The organism is Pseudomonas sp. GW823-FHT02C05, assembly GCF_058797595.1.
In genome coordinates this window covers 662,367-679,333 of the sequence record NZ_JBXAJU010000002.1, presented here as the reverse complement: position 1 = coordinate 679,333, position 16,967 = coordinate 662,367, and the positions used below count along the sequence as shown (strand labels likewise).

Genomic DNA, 16,967 nt, shown 5'->3' with positions numbered 1-16,967 from the left:
AAGTGCCGGGCGCCTACAACACGCCCGGGGCAGTCAGGGACACGGGAACAGGAAGGGTCAGGACGGTTTGAGCCAGCTTTCCGCCAGGGCGCCCCAATAGGCCGCGCCGGTGAGGAGGATGTCGTCGTTGAAGTCGTAACCCGGGTTATGCACCATCGGCTGGGCCACGCCGTTGCCGATGAACAGGTAGCTGCCCGGGCAGCGCTGCAGCATCCAGCCGAAGTCTTCGCTGCCCATCAGCTTCGGCGTATTGCCGTTGACCGCCTCGGCCCCCACCAGCTCGACACCGATCTTGCGGGCGAACTCGGTTTCCTCCGGGCTGTTGACCAGCACCGGATAGGCCGGGCGATGCTCGATGCTGACCGAGCAACCGAAACTCTCGGCCTGGGTGCGGATAATGGCCTTGACCCGCTCCAGCATCTGCTCGCGCACCGGTGCGTTGAGGGCCCGCAGGCTCAGGCGCAGCAGGGCCTGCTGGGGAATGACGTTGGCCGCCTCGCCCGCTTGCAGGGCCCCGACGGTGACCACCGCGGCTTCCTGGGCATCGATGTTGCGCGCTACCACTGTCTGCAAGGCCATGACCATGCTCGCCGCTGCCACCAGCGGGTCTACCGTCAGGTGCGGCATGGAGCCATGGCCGCCGACGCCTTCGACTATCACGTTGAGCAGGTCCTGGGAGGCCATCATCGGCCCCTCGCGAAAGCCCAGGTGCCCGGCCGGCAGCCCCGGCATGTTGTGCAGGCCAAACAGGGCATCACAGGGGAAACGCTCCAGCAGGCCGTCGGCAAGCATGGCCTCGGCGCCACCCTGGCCCTCCTCCGCCGGCTGGAAGATCAGGTTCAGGGTGCCGTCGAACTGCCGGGTCGCCGCCAGGTAACGGGCCGCCCCGAGAAGTAGGGTGGTGTGGCCGTCATGCCCGCAGGCGTGCATGCAACCGCTGTAGCGGCTGCTGTAGGGCACCCCGGTGTTCTCGATGATCGGCAGGGCGTCCATGTCGGCCCGCAGGCCCAGGGTGCGGGGGCTGCTGCCGTTGCGCAGCACCCCTACGACGCCGGTCCGGCCCACGCCGGTGTGCACTTCATAACCCCACTTTTCAAGGTTGCGGGCCACCAGCGCCGCGGTGCGGTTTTCCTCGAAACCCAGCTCGGGGTGGGCGTGAATGTCCTGGCGGATGGCCCGCAGGTCGCTGGCGACATCGTTGAGCCAGGCAAGAATGTGCTGGTGTCGGGTCATGGCGTATCTCCTCTGGGCCGGGTGGGTTCCCGTTCTTTTTTTCGGAGCGCTGCACGAGGGCCAGGGCGTGCTCGAAGCTCTGCGTCAGATAACCGCGAGCCGGGGCACAGGACAATCAAATGTGGTTCCACTGGATGGAACACAAAGCTGCCGCCATCGTTTCGACCCCGGTCAGGGGTCCAGGCGGCAACCTTCACGGGCACTGCGCCAGACCGCGCTATGGGTGCGCCCCAGCGCGCTGGCGGTGACACGACGGGGCTGCGGCTCATCGAGAAAAGCGCTGGTGGGCAGGTACTGGCGCACGTAGGCGCGGCAGTAGTCGGCAGGTTGTTGCATGACGTAACGGCAGGAGCAGTACTCCTTGGCGGTGTAGGCCCCGAGGATGTCCGGGAAGGCCTGCAACGCCACCCGCTGCTGCCAGCCCCAGCCCAGCAGCAGGAGCAGCCCGAGCGCCAGCAGGCTGAGCAGCGGACGCCGACGGATCAAGGGCCAGGGCTTCATGGCTGCTCCGGCGTGGCGAAGGCGGCCAGCACCCGCTTGAGCAATTCATTGTGCTGGTAGCTGCCGTCACGGTCGTCGCCATAGCGCACGATCACCAGGCGCTGCGCCGGCAGCACATACAGCGCCTGGCCCCAGTGTCCCAGCGCGGCGTAGGTATCGGCGGGGGCATCCGGCCAGGGCCGTGGCGCCCCGTCCACCTCGCGGTTGAGCCACCAGTGCCCGCCCGCCACGGCCACGTCCTGGTTGGCCCGATAGCCACGAAAGGGCGTGCGGCAGAATTCGACCCAGGCCTTGGGCAGCAATTGCCGGTCGCGCCAACGGCCATCGCGCTGCATCAGCAGGCCAATGCGAGCCAGATCGCGGGCCGTCAGGTAGAGGTACGAGGAAGCGACGAAAGTGCCAGCAGCATCCCGCTCCCACACCGCCTGGGTGATGCCCAGGGGTTCGAACAGGGCACGCCAGGGATAGTCCGCATACTGCCCCTCCCCCACCATGCCCCGCAGGCTGGCCGCCAGCAGGTTGCTGTCGCCGCTGGAATAGCGAAACACCTGGCCCGGCGGGCCGGAGGCGGCCTGTTGCGCGGTGAAGGCGGCCATGTCCCGGTGCCCGCGGGTGTAGAGCATGGCCACCACCGAAGAGTTGAGAGGGGCGTATTCATAGTCTTCCTGCCAATCCAGGCCCGAGGCCCAGTGCAGCAGGTCCGCCAGGGTGATGTCGGGATGGGCCTCGAGCGGCGGGTAGAACTTCGCCGCCGGGTCCTGCAACTGGAACCGCCCCTCGCCAAAGGCCACCCCCAGCAGCACCGCCAGCAGGCTCTTGCTGGCGGACCAGGCGAGATGGGGCGTCTGTGGCCCGGTTGTCCCGGCGTAGCGCTCGTAGAGCAGTCGACCGTCGCGGATCACCAGCAAGGCGTCGGTGCGAATGCCCTGGCGGGACTCATCGTCCCGGGGCACAAAGGCGTATTCCTCCAGGGCCTGCAGCGCCGGGCCGCTGGCTGGCGTGCCCTGGCTCCATTGCAGCGCCGGCCACTCCTCGGCCCGGGCCGGCAGGCTGAGTAATAGAAGCAGGGCCAGCAGCAACCAAGCTTTGGGCATGAAGGACACTCGAGAGCCGTCTGGGGCCGAGCCTATTGCGGGCACATGACCGTTTCGCGACAACCTTCGCCGGCAAGCCGGCTCCTACAGGGTTGGGCGAATATTCGATAGGGCGCGAGAACCGCTTCTTGTAGGAGCTGGCTTGCCAGCGAATGCGGTTTCGGAGACTGCGCATTCCTCGCGGCAAGCCGGCTCCTACAGGGAGGCCAGGGCCTTGGCCAGGCGCTGTACGCGAGCGCTGGCGGCGAGGTCCAGCAGGGCCTGGTCGCGGGTCCATTGCTCGCGCCAGAGCTGTGGCCCCTGGGCGAAGGCAATGCCGATCTCGGGTTTCAGCGCCTCGAACTGCACGAACAGGCCCGCCAGCAGAATGTGCCCGCTGCTCAGCGCCGGGTTCTGCCGGCTGGCTTCGGCGCAGCCGGCCAGCAAGCCCAGCAATTGCAATTGCAAGGGCTGCGGCCAGCCGCTGTCCTGCCCCACGCCATACAGCCAGGCCAGCATGGCGCTCAGGACATAGATGTCTTCCAGGGTGCGGAACGGCTTGACGTAGGCATCCCAGCCGTCGCCGGCGAGCAACTCGCAGGCGGCGTTGTCCAGCTCCAGGCAGCCGTGGCTGATCTCCGGCATCAAGGCAATGGCGGGCAGGGTCTGGACCTTGACCCCGGGCTCGCCGGGATAGACCACCGTCAGGCGCAGGGCTGCGCGCTCCCCCGGGGCTTCGCAGCGAGCCGCCACCAGCAGCCAGTCGGCGGCATCGCCGGCAGTGACGAAATCCTTGCGCCCGTGCAGGCGCAGATCCTCCAGGCGGGTCTGCATGTCTGCCGGGCGCAGGCTGCGGCGTTCGGTCGCGCACAAAGCCCCCAGACTGGACGGCGCGCTGGGCCACAACATGCGCAATGCCGCCTGGTAGCCCACCAGGAAGGCCAGCCCCGGGGTGGCCATCAAGCGCCCGCCGCGCACCGCCAGCTCGAAGGGCGTGACGTTGCCCAGGTGCGCCAGCAAAGCCCCGTAGCCCTCGGCCAGGTCGGGGTTGGCGGGCAATCGTTCACGGCTCTCGAGCAGGGCTTGCCAGGGCATTCGAAGGTCCTCAGGGGCTGTCATATAAGCATCACCAAAGCTTCATGGCGATGACACCGGGGCTACATAGCCTGACTTTGCACAACAAAGTCGATTGGCTGCAACCCAAGGCGGGTCAGTAGCCCGCACGGAGATTCACGATGACTCAGATCGCCCGCATCAGCGACACCGGCACTGAACGCCGCCTGCAAGCCGAACGCCTGATCGGCGCGAAGGCTCTGCAAGAAGCCCAGGCCCTGCGTTTCAACGTCTTCAGTGGCGAGTTCAACGCCAAGCTCAAGGGCGCGGAACTGGGTCTGGACATGGATGACTATGACGTTCATTGCAGCCACATCGGTGTGCGCGACCTGAACACCGGGCGCCTGGTGGCCACCACCCGCCTGCTGGACCACCAGGCCGCCAGCAGCCTGGGGCGTTTCTACAGCGAAGAAGAATTCAGCCTGCACGGCCTGGTACAGCTCAAGGGGCCGATCCTGGAGATCGGCCGCACCTGCGTCGACCCGGCCTACCGCAACGGCGGCACCATCGCCGTGCTCTGGGGCGAACTGGCGGAAGTGCTCAATCAGGGTGGCTACAGCTACCTGATGGGTTGCGCCAGCATTCCCATGCAGGACGGCGGCGTGCAGGCCCAGGCGATCATGCAGCGCCTGCGCGAGCGCTACCTGTGCACCGAGCACCTGCGGGCCGAGCCGAAGAACCCGCTGCCGAGCCTGGACATTCCGTCCAATGTGATCGCCGAGATGCCGCCCCTGCTCAAGGCCTACATGCGCCTGGGCGCGAAGATCTGCGGCGAGCCGTGCTGGGACGAGGATTTCCAGGTCGCCGATGTGTTCATCCTGCTCAAGCGCGACGAGCTGTGCCCGCGCTACGCCCGGCACTTCAAGGCGGCGGTCTGATGCGCCGGCTGCGGGTCTACGGGCGTATCGCCCGAGTGCTGCTGGTGGTGGCGCTGGGCCTGAGCATGGCCAGTATCTTCGGTTTGCTGGAACGCTTGGGGGTCGCCAACTCCATGGTCCGGCGCCAGCGCTGGTCGCGCTTCTTCATGGCACGCTTGAGCAATGCCCTGCCCTTTCAGGTCTCGGTGCATGGCGAGCTGCCCCGCCAACCGATGCTCTGGATCAGCAACCATGTGTCCTGGACCGATATCCCGCTGCTGGGCATGCTGACGCCGCTGTCCTTCCTGTCCAAGGCCGAAGTGCGCACCTGGCCGGTGGCCGGTTGGCTGGCCGCCAAGGCCGGCAGCCTGTTCATCCGCCGCGGCGCCGGTGACAGCCAGTTGATCCGCAAGCAGATGACCCGGCATTTGCAGGAGCAGCACCCACTGCTGCTGTTCCCCGAAGGCACCACCACCGATGGCCGTGGCCTGCGCACCTTCCACGGGCGCTTGCTGGCCAGCGCCATCGATGCCGACGTCTGCCTGCAACCAGTGGCGATCCGTTACCTGCGCGACGGCCAGATCGATACCCTGGCGCCCTTCATCGGCGACGACGATCTGCTCTCGCACCTGATGCGCCTGTTCGCCAATGACCGGGGCCAGGTGGAGATCCACCTGCTCAAGCCGATTGCCTGCCAGGGCCAGGAACGTGCGGCGCTGGCCTTCCAGGCCCAGCAAGCAGTGCAGAAGGCGCTGTTCGGTGATGTCATGCTGCCCGCCGAACCACGCCGCAACGGCGAACTGGTCGCGGCCTGAAACTCTCTGCAGGAGCCGGCTTGCCGGCGAAAAGGCCCTTGAAACCTGCGTCGGTCATGAGAGCACCTTCGCTGGCAAGCCAGCTCCTAAAACAGCCATCGTGAGTCAGGGCAATTGGATGTGCTGCGCGGCGAATGCCTGCAATTGCGGGTAGAAAGCACGGAAGTCTTCGCTCAACGGTTCATACAGCCGTTCCAGCTCGACCATCGCCGCGGTCAGCTCCTCTGGCCGTGACAGGCGCCGGGCAATCCCCCGCAACACCGGCTCCAGCACCGCGAACTCGCGATAGGAACCCAGCCAGTCATCCGCCGCCATGTAAGGCGCAATCTGCGCCAGCTGCGCCGGCAACTGCGGCTCGGCCGCCAGCACCCGGTACACCTCGGCGGTGAACAGCGGCAGGGGCCGGTCGGCGTAATGCTGCCAATCCCGGGCCAGGCAATGGTCGAAGAACACGTCGATGACGATGCCGGCGTAACGCCTTCGCGTCAGGGAGAAACGCGACAGCGCCGCCACCACCAGCGGGTGACTGTCGGTGTAGGTATCGATGCGCCGATGCAGCTGGATCGCCGCCTCGACCTCGGGCGAAAACTGCCCTTGCAGGCGTCCCTTGACGAAATCGCCATACAGGCTGCCGAGTAATTGACCCGGGCGCTGGCCGCCAAGGTGCAGATGTGCGAGATAATTCATGGACGCAGCTTAGCACTGCGACCAACATATCGTTATAACCCGATATACCGATAAGTAATGATTTAAGACCAAAATCATATTGGTATATCGCGAAATAACGATTTAAATTTCGCTTCATCGCGATACAACGTTTCACAAAAAACGAGCACCGCCATGTCCCTCGACCTCGACGAAATAATAAAAGCCCTGGCACATCCGGTTCGCAGGGAAATCCTGCACTGGCTGAAAGATCCGACTGTCGAATTTCCCGATCAGGCTCACAGCAATGAGCACGGCGTCTGCGCCGGGCAGATCGACCAACGCTGCGGCCTGTCGCAGTCGACCGTGTCCGCCCACCTCGCCACCTTGCAACGCGCAGGCCTGATCAGCAGCCGGAAAGTCGGCCAATGGCATTTTTTCAAACGCAACGAGGAAACCATCCAGCAGTTCCTCACGCAAATGAGCCAACAGCTCTGACCTGACAAGGACCCGACAATGCCCCTTTCGCTTCTCATCCTGGCCTTGAGTGCCTTCGCCATCGGTACCACCGAGTTCGTCATCATGGGCCTGCTGCCCGATGTGGCGGCGGACCTCGGCGTGTCGATTCCCGGCGCCGGCTGGCTGGTCACCGGCTACGCCCTTGGGGTGGCCATCGGCGCGCCCTTCATGGCCCTGGCCACTGCCCGCCTGCCCCGCAAGGCAGCCCTGGTGGCGCTGATGGGAATCTTCATTGTCGGCAACCTGCTGTGTGCACTGGCCAGTGATTACAACGTGCTGATGTTTGCCCGGGTGATCACCGCGCTGTGCCATGGTGCCTTCTTTGGCATCGGTTCAGTGGTGGCCGCCGGCCTGGTGCCCGCCAACAAGCGCGCTTCGGCCGTGGCCCTGATGTTCACCGGCCTGACCCTGGCCAACGTCCTTGGCGTGCCCCTGGGCACCGCCCTGGGCCAGGCCGCCGGCTGGCGCTCGACCTTCTGGGCGGTGACGGTCATCGGCGTGGTGGCGCTGATCGGCCTGCTGCGCTTCCTGCCGGCCAAGCGCGACGAGGAAAAACTCGACATGCGTGCAGAGCTGGCGGCCCTCAAGGGCGCGGGTATCTGGCTGTCCCTGAGCATGACCGCGCTGTTCGCCGCATCGATGTTCACCCTCTTCACCTACGTTGCACCGCTGCTCGGTGATGTCACCGGTGTCTCGCCCAAGGGCGTGACCTGGACCCTGCTGCTGATCGGCCTGGGCCTGACCCTGGGCAACATCATCGGCGGCAAACTGGCGGACAAGCGCCTGGGCGCCACCCTGATCGGCGTGTTCGCGGCCATGGCCGTGGTCTCCACCGTACTGACCTGGACCAGCGTGGCGCTGATCCCCACCGAGATCACCCTGTTCCTCTGGGCCACCGCTTCGTTTGCCGCAGTGCCGGCGTTGCAGGTCAACGTAGTGACCTTCGGCAAGGCCGCACCGAACCTGGTTTCGACCCTGAACATCGGCGCCTTCAACATCGGCAATGCCCTGGGTGCCTGGGTCGGCGGCAGCGTCATCGCCCACGGCTTCGGCCTGACCAGCGTGCCGTTGGCAGCTGCGGCCCTGGCAATCCTGGCCCTGCTGGTGACGCTGATTACCTTTCGCCAGGGCGGCAATGCCGAACTGGCTCCTGCAACCCACTGATCCTCTCCCTATCCCTTAAAGAAGGCTGCACTCCATGACGACTCTCTTTGATCCGATCAAACTCGGCGATCTCGAACTGTCCAACCGCATCATCATGGCGCCGCTGACCCGCTGCCGCGCCGATGCCGGCCGCGTACCCAACGCGCTGATGGCCGAGTACTACGTACAACGGGCTTCCGCCGGCCTGATCCTCAGCGAGGCCACCTCGGTGACCCCCATGGGCGTGGGCTACCCGGACACCCCCGGCATCTGGTCCAACGACCAGGTGCGTGGCTGGGCCAATGTGACCAAGGCAGTACACGGCGCCGGCGGCAAGATCTTCCTGCAGCTGTGGCACGTCGGACGCATCTCCCACCCGTCCTATCTGAACGGCGAAACCCCGGTGGCACCCAGCGCCCTCCAGCCCAAGGGGCATGTCAGCCTGGTGCGCCCACTGGCCGACTTCCCAACTCCGCGGGCCCTGGAAACCGCTGAGATCGCCGACATCGTCGACGCCTACCGGGTCGGCGCGGAAAACGCCAAGGCCGCCGGTTTCGACGGCGTGGAAATCCACGGCGCCAACGGCTACCTGCTGGACCAGTTCCTGCAAAGCAGCACCAACCAGCGTACCGACCAGTACGGCGGCTCCCTGGAAAACCGTGCCCGCCTGCTGCTGGAAGTCACCGACGCGGCCATCGAGATCTGGGGTGCCGGCCGGGTAGGCGTGCACCTGGCACCACGTGCCGACTCCCATGACATGGGTGATGCCAACCTGGCGGAGACCTTCACCTACGTCGCTCGGGAGCTGGGCAAACGCGGTATCGCCTTTATCTGCTCCCGCGAGAAAGAAGGCGCCGACAGCCTGGGCCCGCAACTCAAAGAAGCCTTCGGCGGCCCCTACATCGCCAACGAACGCTTCACCAAGGACAGCGCCAACGCCTGGCTGGCCGCTGGCAAGGCTGACGCCGTGGCCTTTGGTGTGCCCTTCATCGCCAACCCGGACCTGCCAGCCCGCCTGAAGGCCGATGCGCCGTTGAACGAAGCGCACCCGGAAACCTTCTACGGCAAGGGCCCGGTCGGCTATATCGACTACCCGACTCTGTAAGCCTGCATCGCTCGATAAAAAGCCCCGACTCTCGCGAGCCGGGGCTTTTTCATGGCCTGCACATTCGTTGTAGCCGCTGCCGCACGCTCGGGCCGCGTACGCACGGTCGCCCCGAAGGGGCGCGATCATCTCAAGTTCGATGAAGGTCCTGCGGACCTTGTCGCGGACTGCGGCAGGGGCTACAGAAAGCCATTCAGCGTTTGCGCTGGGCCCAGGCCACCGCCAGGCCGCTGAGGCAGATGACCGCGATACCGACCAGGGCGTACTGGTCCGGGGTATGGTCGAAGATCAGGTAGCCAAAGAGCCCGGCGAAAAGAATCTGCCCATAGCTGAAAGGCGCCAGCATCGCCGGCGCGGCATGGCGGAACGCCTGAGTCAGCAACATGTGGCCGAGCATGCCGCAGGTGCCCAGGCCGATCATGAACAGCCCATGAACCAACGTCGGCGTGCTCCAGAAGAACGGCAGCAGCGCGCTCATGATCAGGCTGTTGAGGATCCCGGTGAGAAAGTTGCTAGTGGTCGGGCTGTCGACACCACTGAGCTTGCGGGTCAGCAACTGGTAGAAGCCGAAGCACAGCGCCGACCCCAGCGGCAGCAGGATTGCCGGCGTGAACAACGCGCCCCCGGGACGCACCACAATCAGCACCCCGACGAACCCCGCCAGCACTGCCAGCCACTGGGCGCGACTGACCCGCTCCCCCAGAAACGGCACCGACAGGGCAGTCACCAGCAAGGGCGCCAGGAAGTTGACCGCGGTCGCTTCTGCCAGGGGGATATAGCGCAGGCCGGTGGTGAACAGCAGGCTGGTGCCGATCAGGCACAGGGCCCGCAGCAATTGCAGCCCGGGGCGCTTGGTGCGCACCACCGCAGAGAAACCACTGCGCGGCACGAAGACCACCAGCATCAACAGGGTGTGCACCACATAGCGGGCCCAGACCACCATGACGATGGGATAAAAAGCCGACAGGTATTTGGATAACGTGTCGTGGCTGGCAAACAACAGGACCGCCAGGCAGATCAGGGCGATCCCCTTGATGGGGTGTTCCGCGCCGTTGAACGGTGAAGGGCTCACACTCATTCACACACCCGCAACAAAATCCCTACAAAATACGTAGCTCGCTATCTATCAACCTGCAGCAAGCCCGTATATAAAAGCACCCCATTGTGAAGTGCGACCCCGGGTATGAACGTCCCTCGCCTTAAATGTTGACACAACCGGACTCAATTACGCATTTTGTCTTAATGACGGAGGTTGGGGCTCAAGCGCAGCATATCCAGCCCGATGTCGATCCAGCGCTCTGCTTCGGTGTGCAGGGCGAAGCTGTCAGGGGCCAGCAACCACTGGTAGAGAATGCCATCGATGAACGCATGCAACGTGATAGCTGCCCGCGCCGCATCGAGATTCTCGGGCAATTGCCCACGATTCACTGCATTACGCAACGCCAGCTCGATGTGTACGTTGCAGTCCAAGCTGGCAGCGCGACGCTGGCGGCGCAGGTCGCACATTTCGTCGGTGAACTCGCACTTGTGAAACAGGATTTCATTGATGCGTCGGGTTTTCGGGTCCAGGGCAACTTGATGAAACAAATGAATGAGCAGCTTGCGCATGCAGCCCAACGGGTCCATTTCATCTACATTCTCACTGGCCGCGGCCATTTCATCCAAAGGTTCACGCAGGCTGTCGAGCATGGCCTGCACCAGATCGGCCTTGTTGCTGAAGTGCCAATAGATGGCACCTCGCGTGACTCCCGCCAGCGCCGCGATGTCGGCCAGGGTGGTACGCGCCACGCCACGCTCGTAAAAGGCCTTTTCGGCGGCCTCGAGTATCTGGCTGCGAGTTTCTTGAGCTTCCTCTTTGGTACGACGGACCATGGCAGTAAAACCTCGATCAGGATCTTTCAGCGATGCGTGAAGACCTTCTGAATAAATATGGAACGGCATCTCGAGTGCCGTTTGCCCAGCCTACAATTCAACACCTACAGGGGCTTTTGTAACCGGATGGGTACGCCGCAGGGGTATTTACAAACAACCATGAACGTAAGTATATTCCTTAGCAAGCTACTTATCCACTCAGCCAAGCATTTTTACCCTTCCACTTTTCTTGTGCGCATCTTGCGTGCCTGACCCGAGGATTTTCATGCAACTCAAGCCAGCTGTTACCGCTCTGGTCACTGCCGTCGCCCTGGCATCGCTGCTCAGCGGATGTAAAAAGGAAGAGGCGGCACCTGCCCCTCAAGCCCCTCAGGTCGGCGTCGTTACCCTGCAACCACAAGCCTTTACCTTGACTTCCGAACTCCCGGGCCGGACCACTGCGTTCCGCATCGCCGAAGTTCGCCCACAGGTAAACGGGATCATTCTCAAGCGTCTGTTCAAAGAAGGTGGAGACGTCAAGGAAGGTCAGCAGCTTTATCAGATCGATCCATCGGTCTATGAGGCAACGCTGAAGAGTGCCGAGGCTAATCTGCAATCGACCAAGTCGATTTCTGATCGCTACAAGCAACTGGTCAACGAGCAGGCCGTAAGCCGCCAGGAATACGACACTGCCGTGGCCAACCGCCTGCAGTCGGAAGCCTCGCTGCAAAGCGCCCAGATCAACCTGCGCTACACCAAAGTGCTGTCGCCACTGACCGGCCGAATCGGCCGTTCCTCGGTGACCGAAGGCGCCCTGGTGAGCAATGGCCAGGCCGATGCCATGGCCGTGATCCAGCAGCTGGACCCAATCTACGTCGACGTTACCCAGTCCTCGGTGGAACTGCTGGAACTGCGTCGCGAACTGGAAAGCGGCCGCCTGCAGAAAGTCGGCGACAATGCCGCCAAGGTCAAACTGACCCTGGAAGACGGCAGCCAGTACAAGCTCGACGGCAAGCTGGAATTCTCCGAAGTCTCGGTGGACGAAACCACCGGCTCGGTGACCCTGCGCGCAGTGTTCCCGAACCCTGAGCACACCCTGCTGCCTGGCATGTTCGTCCACGCCCAGCTGCAAGCCGGGGTGAACAGCGCGGCGATCCTGGCTCCCCAGCAAGGCGTGACGCGCGACCTGAAAGGCACCCCGACCGCCCTGGTGGTTGGCCCGGATAACAAGGTCGAGCTGCGTCAACTCAAGGCCAGCCGCACGGTCGGCAGCCAGTGGTTGGTGGAAGATGGGCTGAAAGCCGGCGATCGCCTGATCACCGAAGGCCTGCAGTTCGTCAAGCCGGGCATTGAAGTCAAGGCCAGCGAAGCAACCAACGTTCCAGCGAAGAACCCGGCCCCTGCACAGGCAACTGACAAAGCTGCAGGCGGCAAAGGGGAGTAAACCATGTCGAAATTTTTTATCGACCGTCCGATCTTCGCCTGGGTAATCGCCCTGGTGATCATGTTGGTCGGGGCTCTATCGATCCTCAAATTGCCGATCAACCAGTACCCGAGCATCGCGCCGCCAGCGATCGCCATCTCCGTGACCTACCCAGGCGCTTCCGCACAGACCGTGCAGGACACCGTGGTTCAGGTGATCGAGCAGCAGCTCAACGGTATCGACAACCTGCGTTATGTGTCCTCGGAAAGTAACTCCGACGGCAGCATGACCATCACTGCGACCTTCGAACAGGGCACCAACTCGGACACCGCGCAGGTTCAGGTACAGAACAAGCTCAACCTGGCCACTCCGCTGCTGCCTCAAGAAGTGCAGCAGCAGGGTATCCGCGTGACCAAGGCAGTGAAGAACTTCCTGCTGGTGATCGGCGTGGTTTCCGAGGACGGCAGCATGTCCAAGGACGACCTGTCGAACTACATCGTGTCGAACATGCAGGACCCGATCTCGCGGACCGCGGGCGTCGGTGACTTCCAGGTATTCGGTGCCCAGTACGCGATGCGGATCTGGCTCGACCCGGCCAAGCTGAACAACTACAACCTGACCCCGGTGGACGTGAAGACCGCGGTTGCCGCGCAGAACGTCCAGGTATCGTCCGGCCAGCTCGGCGGCCTGCCTGCCCTGCCCGGCCAGCAACTCAACGCCACCATCATCGGCAAGACCCGCCTGCAGACTGCCGAGCAGTTCAAGGCGATCCTGCTGAAGGTCAACAAGGACGGCTCGCAAGTGCGTCTGGGCGATGTCGCGGACGTCGGCCTGGGTGGCGAGAACTACGCCATCAGCGCCCAGTTCAACGGCAAGCCGGCGTCCGGCCTGGCAGTGAAACTGGCCAACGGCGCCAACGCCCTGGACACCGCCAAGGCCCTGCGCAACACCATCAAGGACCTGGAACCCTTCTTCCCGCAAGGGATGAAGGTGGTGTTCCCGTATGACACCACCCCGGTGGTGACCGAATCCATCAAGGGTGTGGTTGAAACCCTGGTGGAAGCGATCGTCCTGGTGTTCCTGGTGATGTTCCTGTTCCTGCAGAACTTCCGCGCCACGGTGATCACCACCATGACGGTGCCGGTGGTACTGCTGGGTACCTTCGGCATCCTTGCGGCGGCCGGTTTCAGCATCAACACCCTGACCATGTTCGGCATGGTGCTGGCCATCGGCTTGCTGGTGGACGACGCCATCGTCGTGGTGGAGAACGTCGAGCGGGTGATGCACGAGGAAGGGCTGTCGCCCAAGGAGGCGACGAAAAAGTCCATGGGCCAGATCCAGGGAGCCCTGGTGGGTATCGCCCTGGTGCTGTCCGCGGTACTGCTGCCAATGGCCTTCTTCAGCGGCTCCACCGGGGTGATCTACAAGCAGTTCTCGATCACCGTGGTCTCGGCCATGGCCCTGTCGGTGCTGGTTGCCCTGATCTTCACTCCGGCCCTGTGCGCCACCATGCTCAAGGCCGTACCGCAAGGCGAACACGCCACCGAGAAGCGCGGCTTCTTCGGCTGGTTCAACCGCACCTTCGATCGCAGCGTGAAAAGCTACGAACGCGGCGTGGGCAACATGCTGCGCCACAAGGTTCCGTACCTGCTGGCCTACGTGCTGATCGTCCTGGGCATGATCTGGCTGTTCACCCGCATCCCGACCGCGTTCCTGCCGGAAGAAGACCAGGGCGTTCTGTTCGCCCAGGTACAGACGCCGGCCGGCTCCAGTGCCGAGCGGACCCAGGTGGTGGTGGACGAAATGCGCGCCTACCTGCTGGACAAGGAAAAGGACACCGTGGCTTCGGTGTTCACCGTGAACGGCTTCAACTTCGCCGGTCGCGGCCAGAGCTCGGGCATGGCCTTCATCATGCTCAAGCCGTGGGGCGAGCGTTCCGCGGAAAACAACGTGTTCAACCTGGCAGCCCGCGCCCAGCAGCACTTCTTCAGTTTCCGTGACGCGATGGTGTTCGCCTTCGCCCCTCCGGCGGTACTGGAGCTGGGTAACGCCACCGGTTTCGACGTGTTCCTCCAGGACCGCGCCGGTATCGGCCATGAGAAACTGATGGCTGCACGCAACCAGTTCCTCGGCATGGCAGCCCAGAGCAAGGTGCTGTCCCAGGTACGTCCGAACGGCCTGAACGATGAACCGCAGTACCAGTTGACCATCGACGACGAGCGCGCCAGTGCCCTGGGCGTGACCCTCACCGACATCAACAACACCTTGTCGATTGCCCTGGGCAGTAGCTACGTCAACGACTTCATCGACCGTGGTCGGGTGAAGAAGGTGTACATCCAGGGTCAGGCCGGTGCCCGCATGAGCCCCGAAGACCTGAAGAAGTGGTACGTACGCAACAGCGCCGGAACCATGGTGCCGTTCTCCTCCTTCGCCAAGGGCGAGTGGATCTACGGCTCGCCCAAGCTGGCCCGTTACAACGGCGTGGAAGCCATGGAAGTGCTCGGTGCCCCGGCCCCTGGCTACAGTACCGGTGAAGCCATGGCCGAAGTCGAAGCCATTGCCGCGAAGCTGCCGGCGGGTGTCGGTATCTCCTGGACCGGCCTGTCCTACGAGGAACGTCTGTCGGGCTCCCAGGCACCTGCGCTGTACGCCTTGTCCCTGCTGATGGTGTTCCTGTGTCTGGCGGCGCTGTATGAAAGCTGGTCGATTCCGATCGCAGTGATGCTGGTTGTGCCCCTGGGGATCATCGGTGCACTCATGGCAACCAGCATGCGCGGCCTGTCCAACGACGTGTACTTCCAGGTGGGTCTGTTGGTGACCATTGGTCTGGCGGCGAAAAACGCCATTCTGATCGTCGAGTTCGCCAAGGAACTGCACGAGCAGGGCCGCAGCCTGGTAGACGCCGCGGTGGAAGCCTGCCGGATGCGTCTGCGGCCGATCATCATGACCTCCCTGGCCTTCGTCCTCGGGGTCGTGCCACTGGCCATCTCCACGGGCGCCGGCTCGGGTAGCCAGCATGCGATCGGTACCGGGGTGATCGGCGGTATGCTCACCGCGACTATCCTGGCGATCTTCTGGGTGCCATTGTTCTTCGTCACCGTATCGTCCATGGGCCGCAGGAAAGCGGACCTGTCAGAAACTACTGCAACCCCTAATGAGGCTGGCCAATGAGCAAGTCGCTACTCTCCCTGGCAATCACCGCCATCGCGCTAAGTGGTTGCTCGCTGATCCCGGATTACCAGCGCCCGGAAGCGCCGGTGGCGGCGCAGTTCCCCCAAGGCCCAGCCTACTCGCCAAAGGAGGCCGCCAACGTGGCGGCCGCCGAACAGGGCTGGCGGCAGTTCTTCCATGACCCGGCTCTGCAGCAACTGATCCAGACGTCCCTGGAAAACAACCGCGACCTCAGGGTCGCGGCGCTGAACATCGATGCCTATGCCGCGCAGTACCAGATCCAGCGGGCTGACCTGTTCCCTGCGGTTTCGGCCAACGCCAGCGGCAGCCGCCAGCGCACTCCGGCACGCATGTCGCAGACCGGCGAAGCCGGGATCACCAGCCAGTACTCGGCCACCGTGGGCGTCAGTGCCTATGAACTGGACCTGTTCGGCCGCGTTCGCAGCCTGAGCGAGCAGGCCCTGCAGACCTACTTCTCCAGCGAAGAAGCCCGGCGCAGCACCCAGATCAGCCTGGTGGCCAGCGTGGCCAACGCCTACATGACCTGGCAGGCCGACAAGGAACTGCTGAAGCTGACCCAGGACACCCTCGCCGCCTACGAGGAAAGCTACCGGCTGACCTCGCGCAGCAACGAAGTGGGTGTGGCGTCGGCCCTGGACCTGAGCCAGTCGCGGACCTCGGTGGAAAACGCCCGGGTGCAACTGGCCCGTTACACCCGCCAGGTGGCCCAGGATGAAAACAGCCTGACCCTACTGCTGGGCACGGCGATTCCGGCCAACCTGCCGGCGGCCCAACCGCTCTCGGCCGACCTGCTGAGCGACCTGCCAGCCGGCCTGCCGTCGGAACTGCTGCAACGGCGTCCGGACATTCTCGAAGCCGAGTACAAGCTCAAGGCGGCCAATGCCAATATCGGCGCGGCGCGGGCAGCGTTCTTCCCGAGCATCAGCCTGACCGCCAATGCCGGTACCTTGAGCCCGGATCTCTCGGGCCTGTTCAAGGGGGGCTCGGGCACCTGGCTGTTCCAGCCGCAGATCAACCTGCCGATCTTCAACGCCGGCAGCCTGCGCGCCAGCCTGGACTACTCGAAAATCCAGAAAGACATCACCGTCGCGCAGTACGAGAAATCCATCCAGACCGCCTTCCAGGAAGTCTCCGATGGCCTGGCGGCACGCCAGACCTACAACCAGCAGTTGCAGGCCCAGCGTGATTTCGTCAACGCCAACCAGGACTACTATCGTCTGGCCGAGCGCCGCTACCGTATCGGGGTCGACAGCAACCTGACCTTCCTCGATGCCCAGCGGTCGCTGTTCAGCGCCCAGCAGGCACTGATCACCGATCGCCTGTCGCAGCTCACCAGCGAGGTCAACCTGTACAAGGCCCTCGGCGGTGGCTGGAGCGAACAGACAGCGAAGAACGAGCCACTGGCGGAAAAAGCCCCGGCGCTGCACCTGTTCTGAAGCGTCACCTGGCCATATGAAAAACCCACCTGACGGTGGGTTTTTTTATATGTACCAACTG

15 protein-coding genes are annotated in these 16,967 nt (G+C 63.8%); 8 read left to right on the top strand and 7 right to left on the bottom strand.

Going from position 1 to position 16,967, the window contains the following annotated elements; genetic code table 11:
• Positions 1–57: 57 nt before the first annotated feature.
• The 4 genes from AC1RGE_RS14120 to AC1RGE_RS14105 all read right to left on the bottom strand — a co-directional run bounded on the left by AC1RGE_RS14120 (position 58) and on the right by AC1RGE_RS14105 (position 3,902).
• Positions 58–1,233 (bottom strand): M20 aminoacylase family protein, encoded by a 1,176-nt coding sequence (locus AC1RGE_RS14120; protein ID WP_072451103.1) that lies wholly within the window; start codon positions 1,231–1,233, stop codon positions 58–60.
• Between the two features lie 171 nt (positions 1,234–1,404).
• Positions 1,405–1,734, bottom strand: a complete 330-nt coding sequence (locus tag AC1RGE_RS14115) for a hypothetical protein (RefSeq protein WP_011059685.1) — start codon at positions 1,732–1,734, stop codon at positions 1,405–1,407.
• Positions 1,731–2,828 (bottom strand): serine hydrolase domain-containing protein, encoded by a 1,098-nt coding sequence (locus tag AC1RGE_RS14110; protein ID WP_492584495.1) that lies wholly within the window; start codon positions 2,826–2,828, stop codon positions 1,731–1,733. The genes AC1RGE_RS14115 and AC1RGE_RS14110 overlap by 4 nt, the downstream gene beginning before the upstream one ends.
• 195 nt (positions 2,829–3,023) lie before the next feature.
• Positions 3,024–3,902 (bottom strand): acyl-CoA dehydrogenase middle domain-containing protein, encoded by an 879-nt coding sequence (locus AC1RGE_RS14105; RefSeq protein ID WP_401260730.1) that lies wholly within the window; start codon positions 3,900–3,902, stop codon positions 3,024–3,026.
• Positions 3,903–4,042: 140 nt separating this feature from the next.
• Here AC1RGE_RS14105 and olsB point away from each other — a divergent pair, with 140 nt between their 5' ends.
• Together olsB and AC1RGE_RS14095 are read left to right on the top strand one after the other, a co-directional pair.
• Positions 4,043–4,798: an L-ornithine N(alpha)-acyltransferase gene (gene olsB / locus AC1RGE_RS14100; protein ID WP_015634439.1), complete on the top strand. Its 756-nt coding sequence runs from the start codon at positions 4,043–4,045 to the stop codon at positions 4,796–4,798.
• On the top strand, positions 4,798–5,592 hold the full coding sequence (locus tag AC1RGE_RS14095) for a lysophospholipid acyltransferase family protein (RefSeq protein ID WP_011059681.1): 795 nt from the start codon (positions 4,798–4,800) through the stop codon (positions 5,590–5,592). Before olsB ends, AC1RGE_RS14095 begins: the two co-directional genes overlap by 1 nt.
• 105 nt (positions 5,593–5,697) lie before the next feature.
• Here AC1RGE_RS14095 and AC1RGE_RS14090 read toward each other — a convergent pair whose 3' ends face one another.
• Positions 5,698–6,279, bottom strand: a complete 582-nt coding sequence (locus AC1RGE_RS14090) for an acyl carrier protein phosphodiesterase (RefSeq protein WP_492584493.1) — start codon at positions 6,277–6,279, stop codon at positions 5,698–5,700.
• Positions 6,280–6,432: 153 nt separating this feature from the next.
• Between AC1RGE_RS14090 and AC1RGE_RS14085 the strand changes: the two genes are divergently transcribed.
• Genes AC1RGE_RS14085 through AC1RGE_RS14075 form a run of 3 tightly spaced genes read left to right on the top strand, consistent with a single transcriptional unit; the run spans position 6,433 to position 9,004 of the window.
• Complete coding sequence (locus tag AC1RGE_RS14085; RefSeq protein ID WP_011059679.1) at positions 6,433–6,735, top strand: ArsR/SmtB family transcription factor; 303 nt, start codon at positions 6,433–6,435, stop codon at positions 6,733–6,735.
• 18 nt (positions 6,736–6,753) lie between these two features.
• Positions 6,754–7,920, top strand: a complete 1,167-nt coding sequence (locus AC1RGE_RS14080) for an MFS transporter (protein WP_011059678.1) — start codon at positions 6,754–6,756, stop codon at positions 7,918–7,920.
• 34 nt (positions 7,921–7,954) lie between these two features.
• Positions 7,955–9,004, top strand: a complete 1,050-nt coding sequence (locus tag AC1RGE_RS14075; RefSeq protein ID WP_011059677.1) for an alkene reductase — start codon at positions 7,955–7,957, stop codon at positions 9,002–9,004.
• 193 nt (positions 9,005–9,197) lie between these two features.
• Here AC1RGE_RS14075 and AC1RGE_RS14070 read toward each other — a convergent pair whose 3' ends face one another.
• Both AC1RGE_RS14070 and emhR read right to left on the bottom strand, forming a co-directional pair.
• Entirely contained in the window at positions 9,198–10,082 is an 885-nt protein-coding gene (locus AC1RGE_RS14070; RefSeq protein ID WP_011059676.1) for a DMT family transporter, read from the bottom strand.
• 161 nt (positions 10,083–10,243) lie between these two features.
• Positions 10,244–10,876 carry an efflux system transcriptional repressor EmhR gene (gene emhR, locus AC1RGE_RS14065; protein ID WP_011059675.1) on the bottom strand — a complete coding sequence of 211 codons (633 nt, stop codon included), beginning with the start codon at positions 10,874–10,876 and terminating at the stop codon, positions 10,244–10,246.
• 265 nt (positions 10,877–11,141) lie between these two features.
• Between emhR and emhA the strand changes: the two genes are divergently transcribed.
• Genes emhA through adeC form a run of 3 tightly spaced genes read left to right on the top strand, consistent with a single transcriptional unit; the run spans position 11,142 to position 16,906 of the window.
• Complete coding sequence (gene emhA / locus AC1RGE_RS14060; RefSeq protein ID WP_015634435.1) at positions 11,142–12,299, top strand: efflux RND transporter periplasmic adaptor subunit EmhA; 1,158 nt, start codon at positions 11,142–11,144, stop codon at positions 12,297–12,299.
• Positions 12,300–12,302: 3 nt separating this feature from the next.
• A complete protein-coding gene (locus AC1RGE_RS14055; protein WP_041751993.1) occupies positions 12,303–15,449 on the top strand; it encodes an efflux RND transporter permease subunit in 3,147 nt (1,048 codons plus the stop codon).
• Positions 15,446–16,906 carry an AdeC/AdeK/OprM family multidrug efflux complex outer membrane factor gene (gene adeC / locus AC1RGE_RS14050; protein WP_258611542.1) on the top strand — a complete coding sequence of 487 codons (1,461 nt, stop codon included), beginning with the start codon at positions 15,446–15,448 and terminating at the stop codon, positions 16,904–16,906. Before AC1RGE_RS14055 ends, adeC begins: the two co-directional genes overlap by 4 nt.
• The last annotated feature ends 61 nt before the right edge of the window (positions 16,907–16,967 follow it).

What these genes read in the sequence shown, in the direction of transcription:
- AC1RGE_RS14115 (WP_011059685.1), bottom strand. Translation starts at nt 1,734, where the DNA reads ATGAAGCCCTGGCCCTTGATCCGTCGGCGTCCGCTGCTCAGCCTGCTG.
- AC1RGE_RS14090 (WP_492584493.1), bottom strand. Translation starts at nt 6,279, where the DNA reads ATGAATTATCTCGCACATCTGCACCTTGGCGGCCAGCGCCCGGGTCAA.
- adeC (WP_258611542.1), top strand. Translation starts at nt 15,446, where the DNA reads ATGAGCAAGTCGCTACTCTCCCTGGCAATCACCGCCATCGCGCTAAGT.
- AC1RGE_RS14105 (WP_401260730.1), bottom strand. Translation starts at nt 3,902, where the DNA reads ATGCCCTGGCAAGCCCTGCTCGAGAGCCGTGAACGATTGCCCGCCAAC.
- AC1RGE_RS14110 (WP_492584495.1), bottom strand. Translation starts at nt 2,828, where the DNA reads ATGCCCAAAGCTTGGTTGCTGCTGGCCCTGCTTCTATTACTCAGCCTG.
- AC1RGE_RS14080 (WP_011059678.1), top strand. Translation starts at nt 6,754, where the DNA reads ATGCCCCTTTCGCTTCTCATCCTGGCCTTGAGTGCCTTCGCCATCGGT.
- AC1RGE_RS14055 (WP_041751993.1), top strand. Translation starts at nt 12,303, where the DNA reads ATGTCGAAATTTTTTATCGACCGTCCGATCTTCGCCTGGGTAATCGCC.
- emhA (WP_015634435.1), top strand. Translation starts at nt 11,142, where the DNA reads ATGCAACTCAAGCCAGCTGTTACCGCTCTGGTCACTGCCGTCGCCCTG.
- AC1RGE_RS14085 (WP_011059679.1), top strand. Translation starts at nt 6,433, where the DNA reads ATGTCCCTCGACCTCGACGAAATAATAAAAGCCCTGGCACATCCGGTT.
- AC1RGE_RS14095 (WP_011059681.1), top strand. Translation starts at nt 4,798, where the DNA reads ATGCGCCGGCTGCGGGTCTACGGGCGTATCGCCCGAGTGCTGCTGGTG.
- AC1RGE_RS14075 (WP_011059677.1), top strand. Translation starts at nt 7,955, where the DNA reads ATGACGACTCTCTTTGATCCGATCAAACTCGGCGATCTCGAACTGTCC.
- AC1RGE_RS14070 (WP_011059676.1), bottom strand. Translation starts at nt 10,082, where the DNA reads ATGAGTGTGAGCCCTTCACCGTTCAACGGCGCGGAACACCCCATCAAG.
- emhR (WP_011059675.1), bottom strand. Translation starts at nt 10,876, where the DNA reads ATGGTCCGTCGTACCAAAGAGGAAGCTCAAGAAACTCGCAGCCAGATA.
- olsB (WP_015634439.1), top strand. Translation starts at nt 4,043, where the DNA reads ATGACTCAGATCGCCCGCATCAGCGACACCGGCACTGAACGCCGCCTG.
- AC1RGE_RS14120 (WP_072451103.1), bottom strand. Translation starts at nt 1,233, where the DNA reads ATGACCCGACACCAGCACATTCTTGCCTGGCTCAACGATGTCGCCAGC.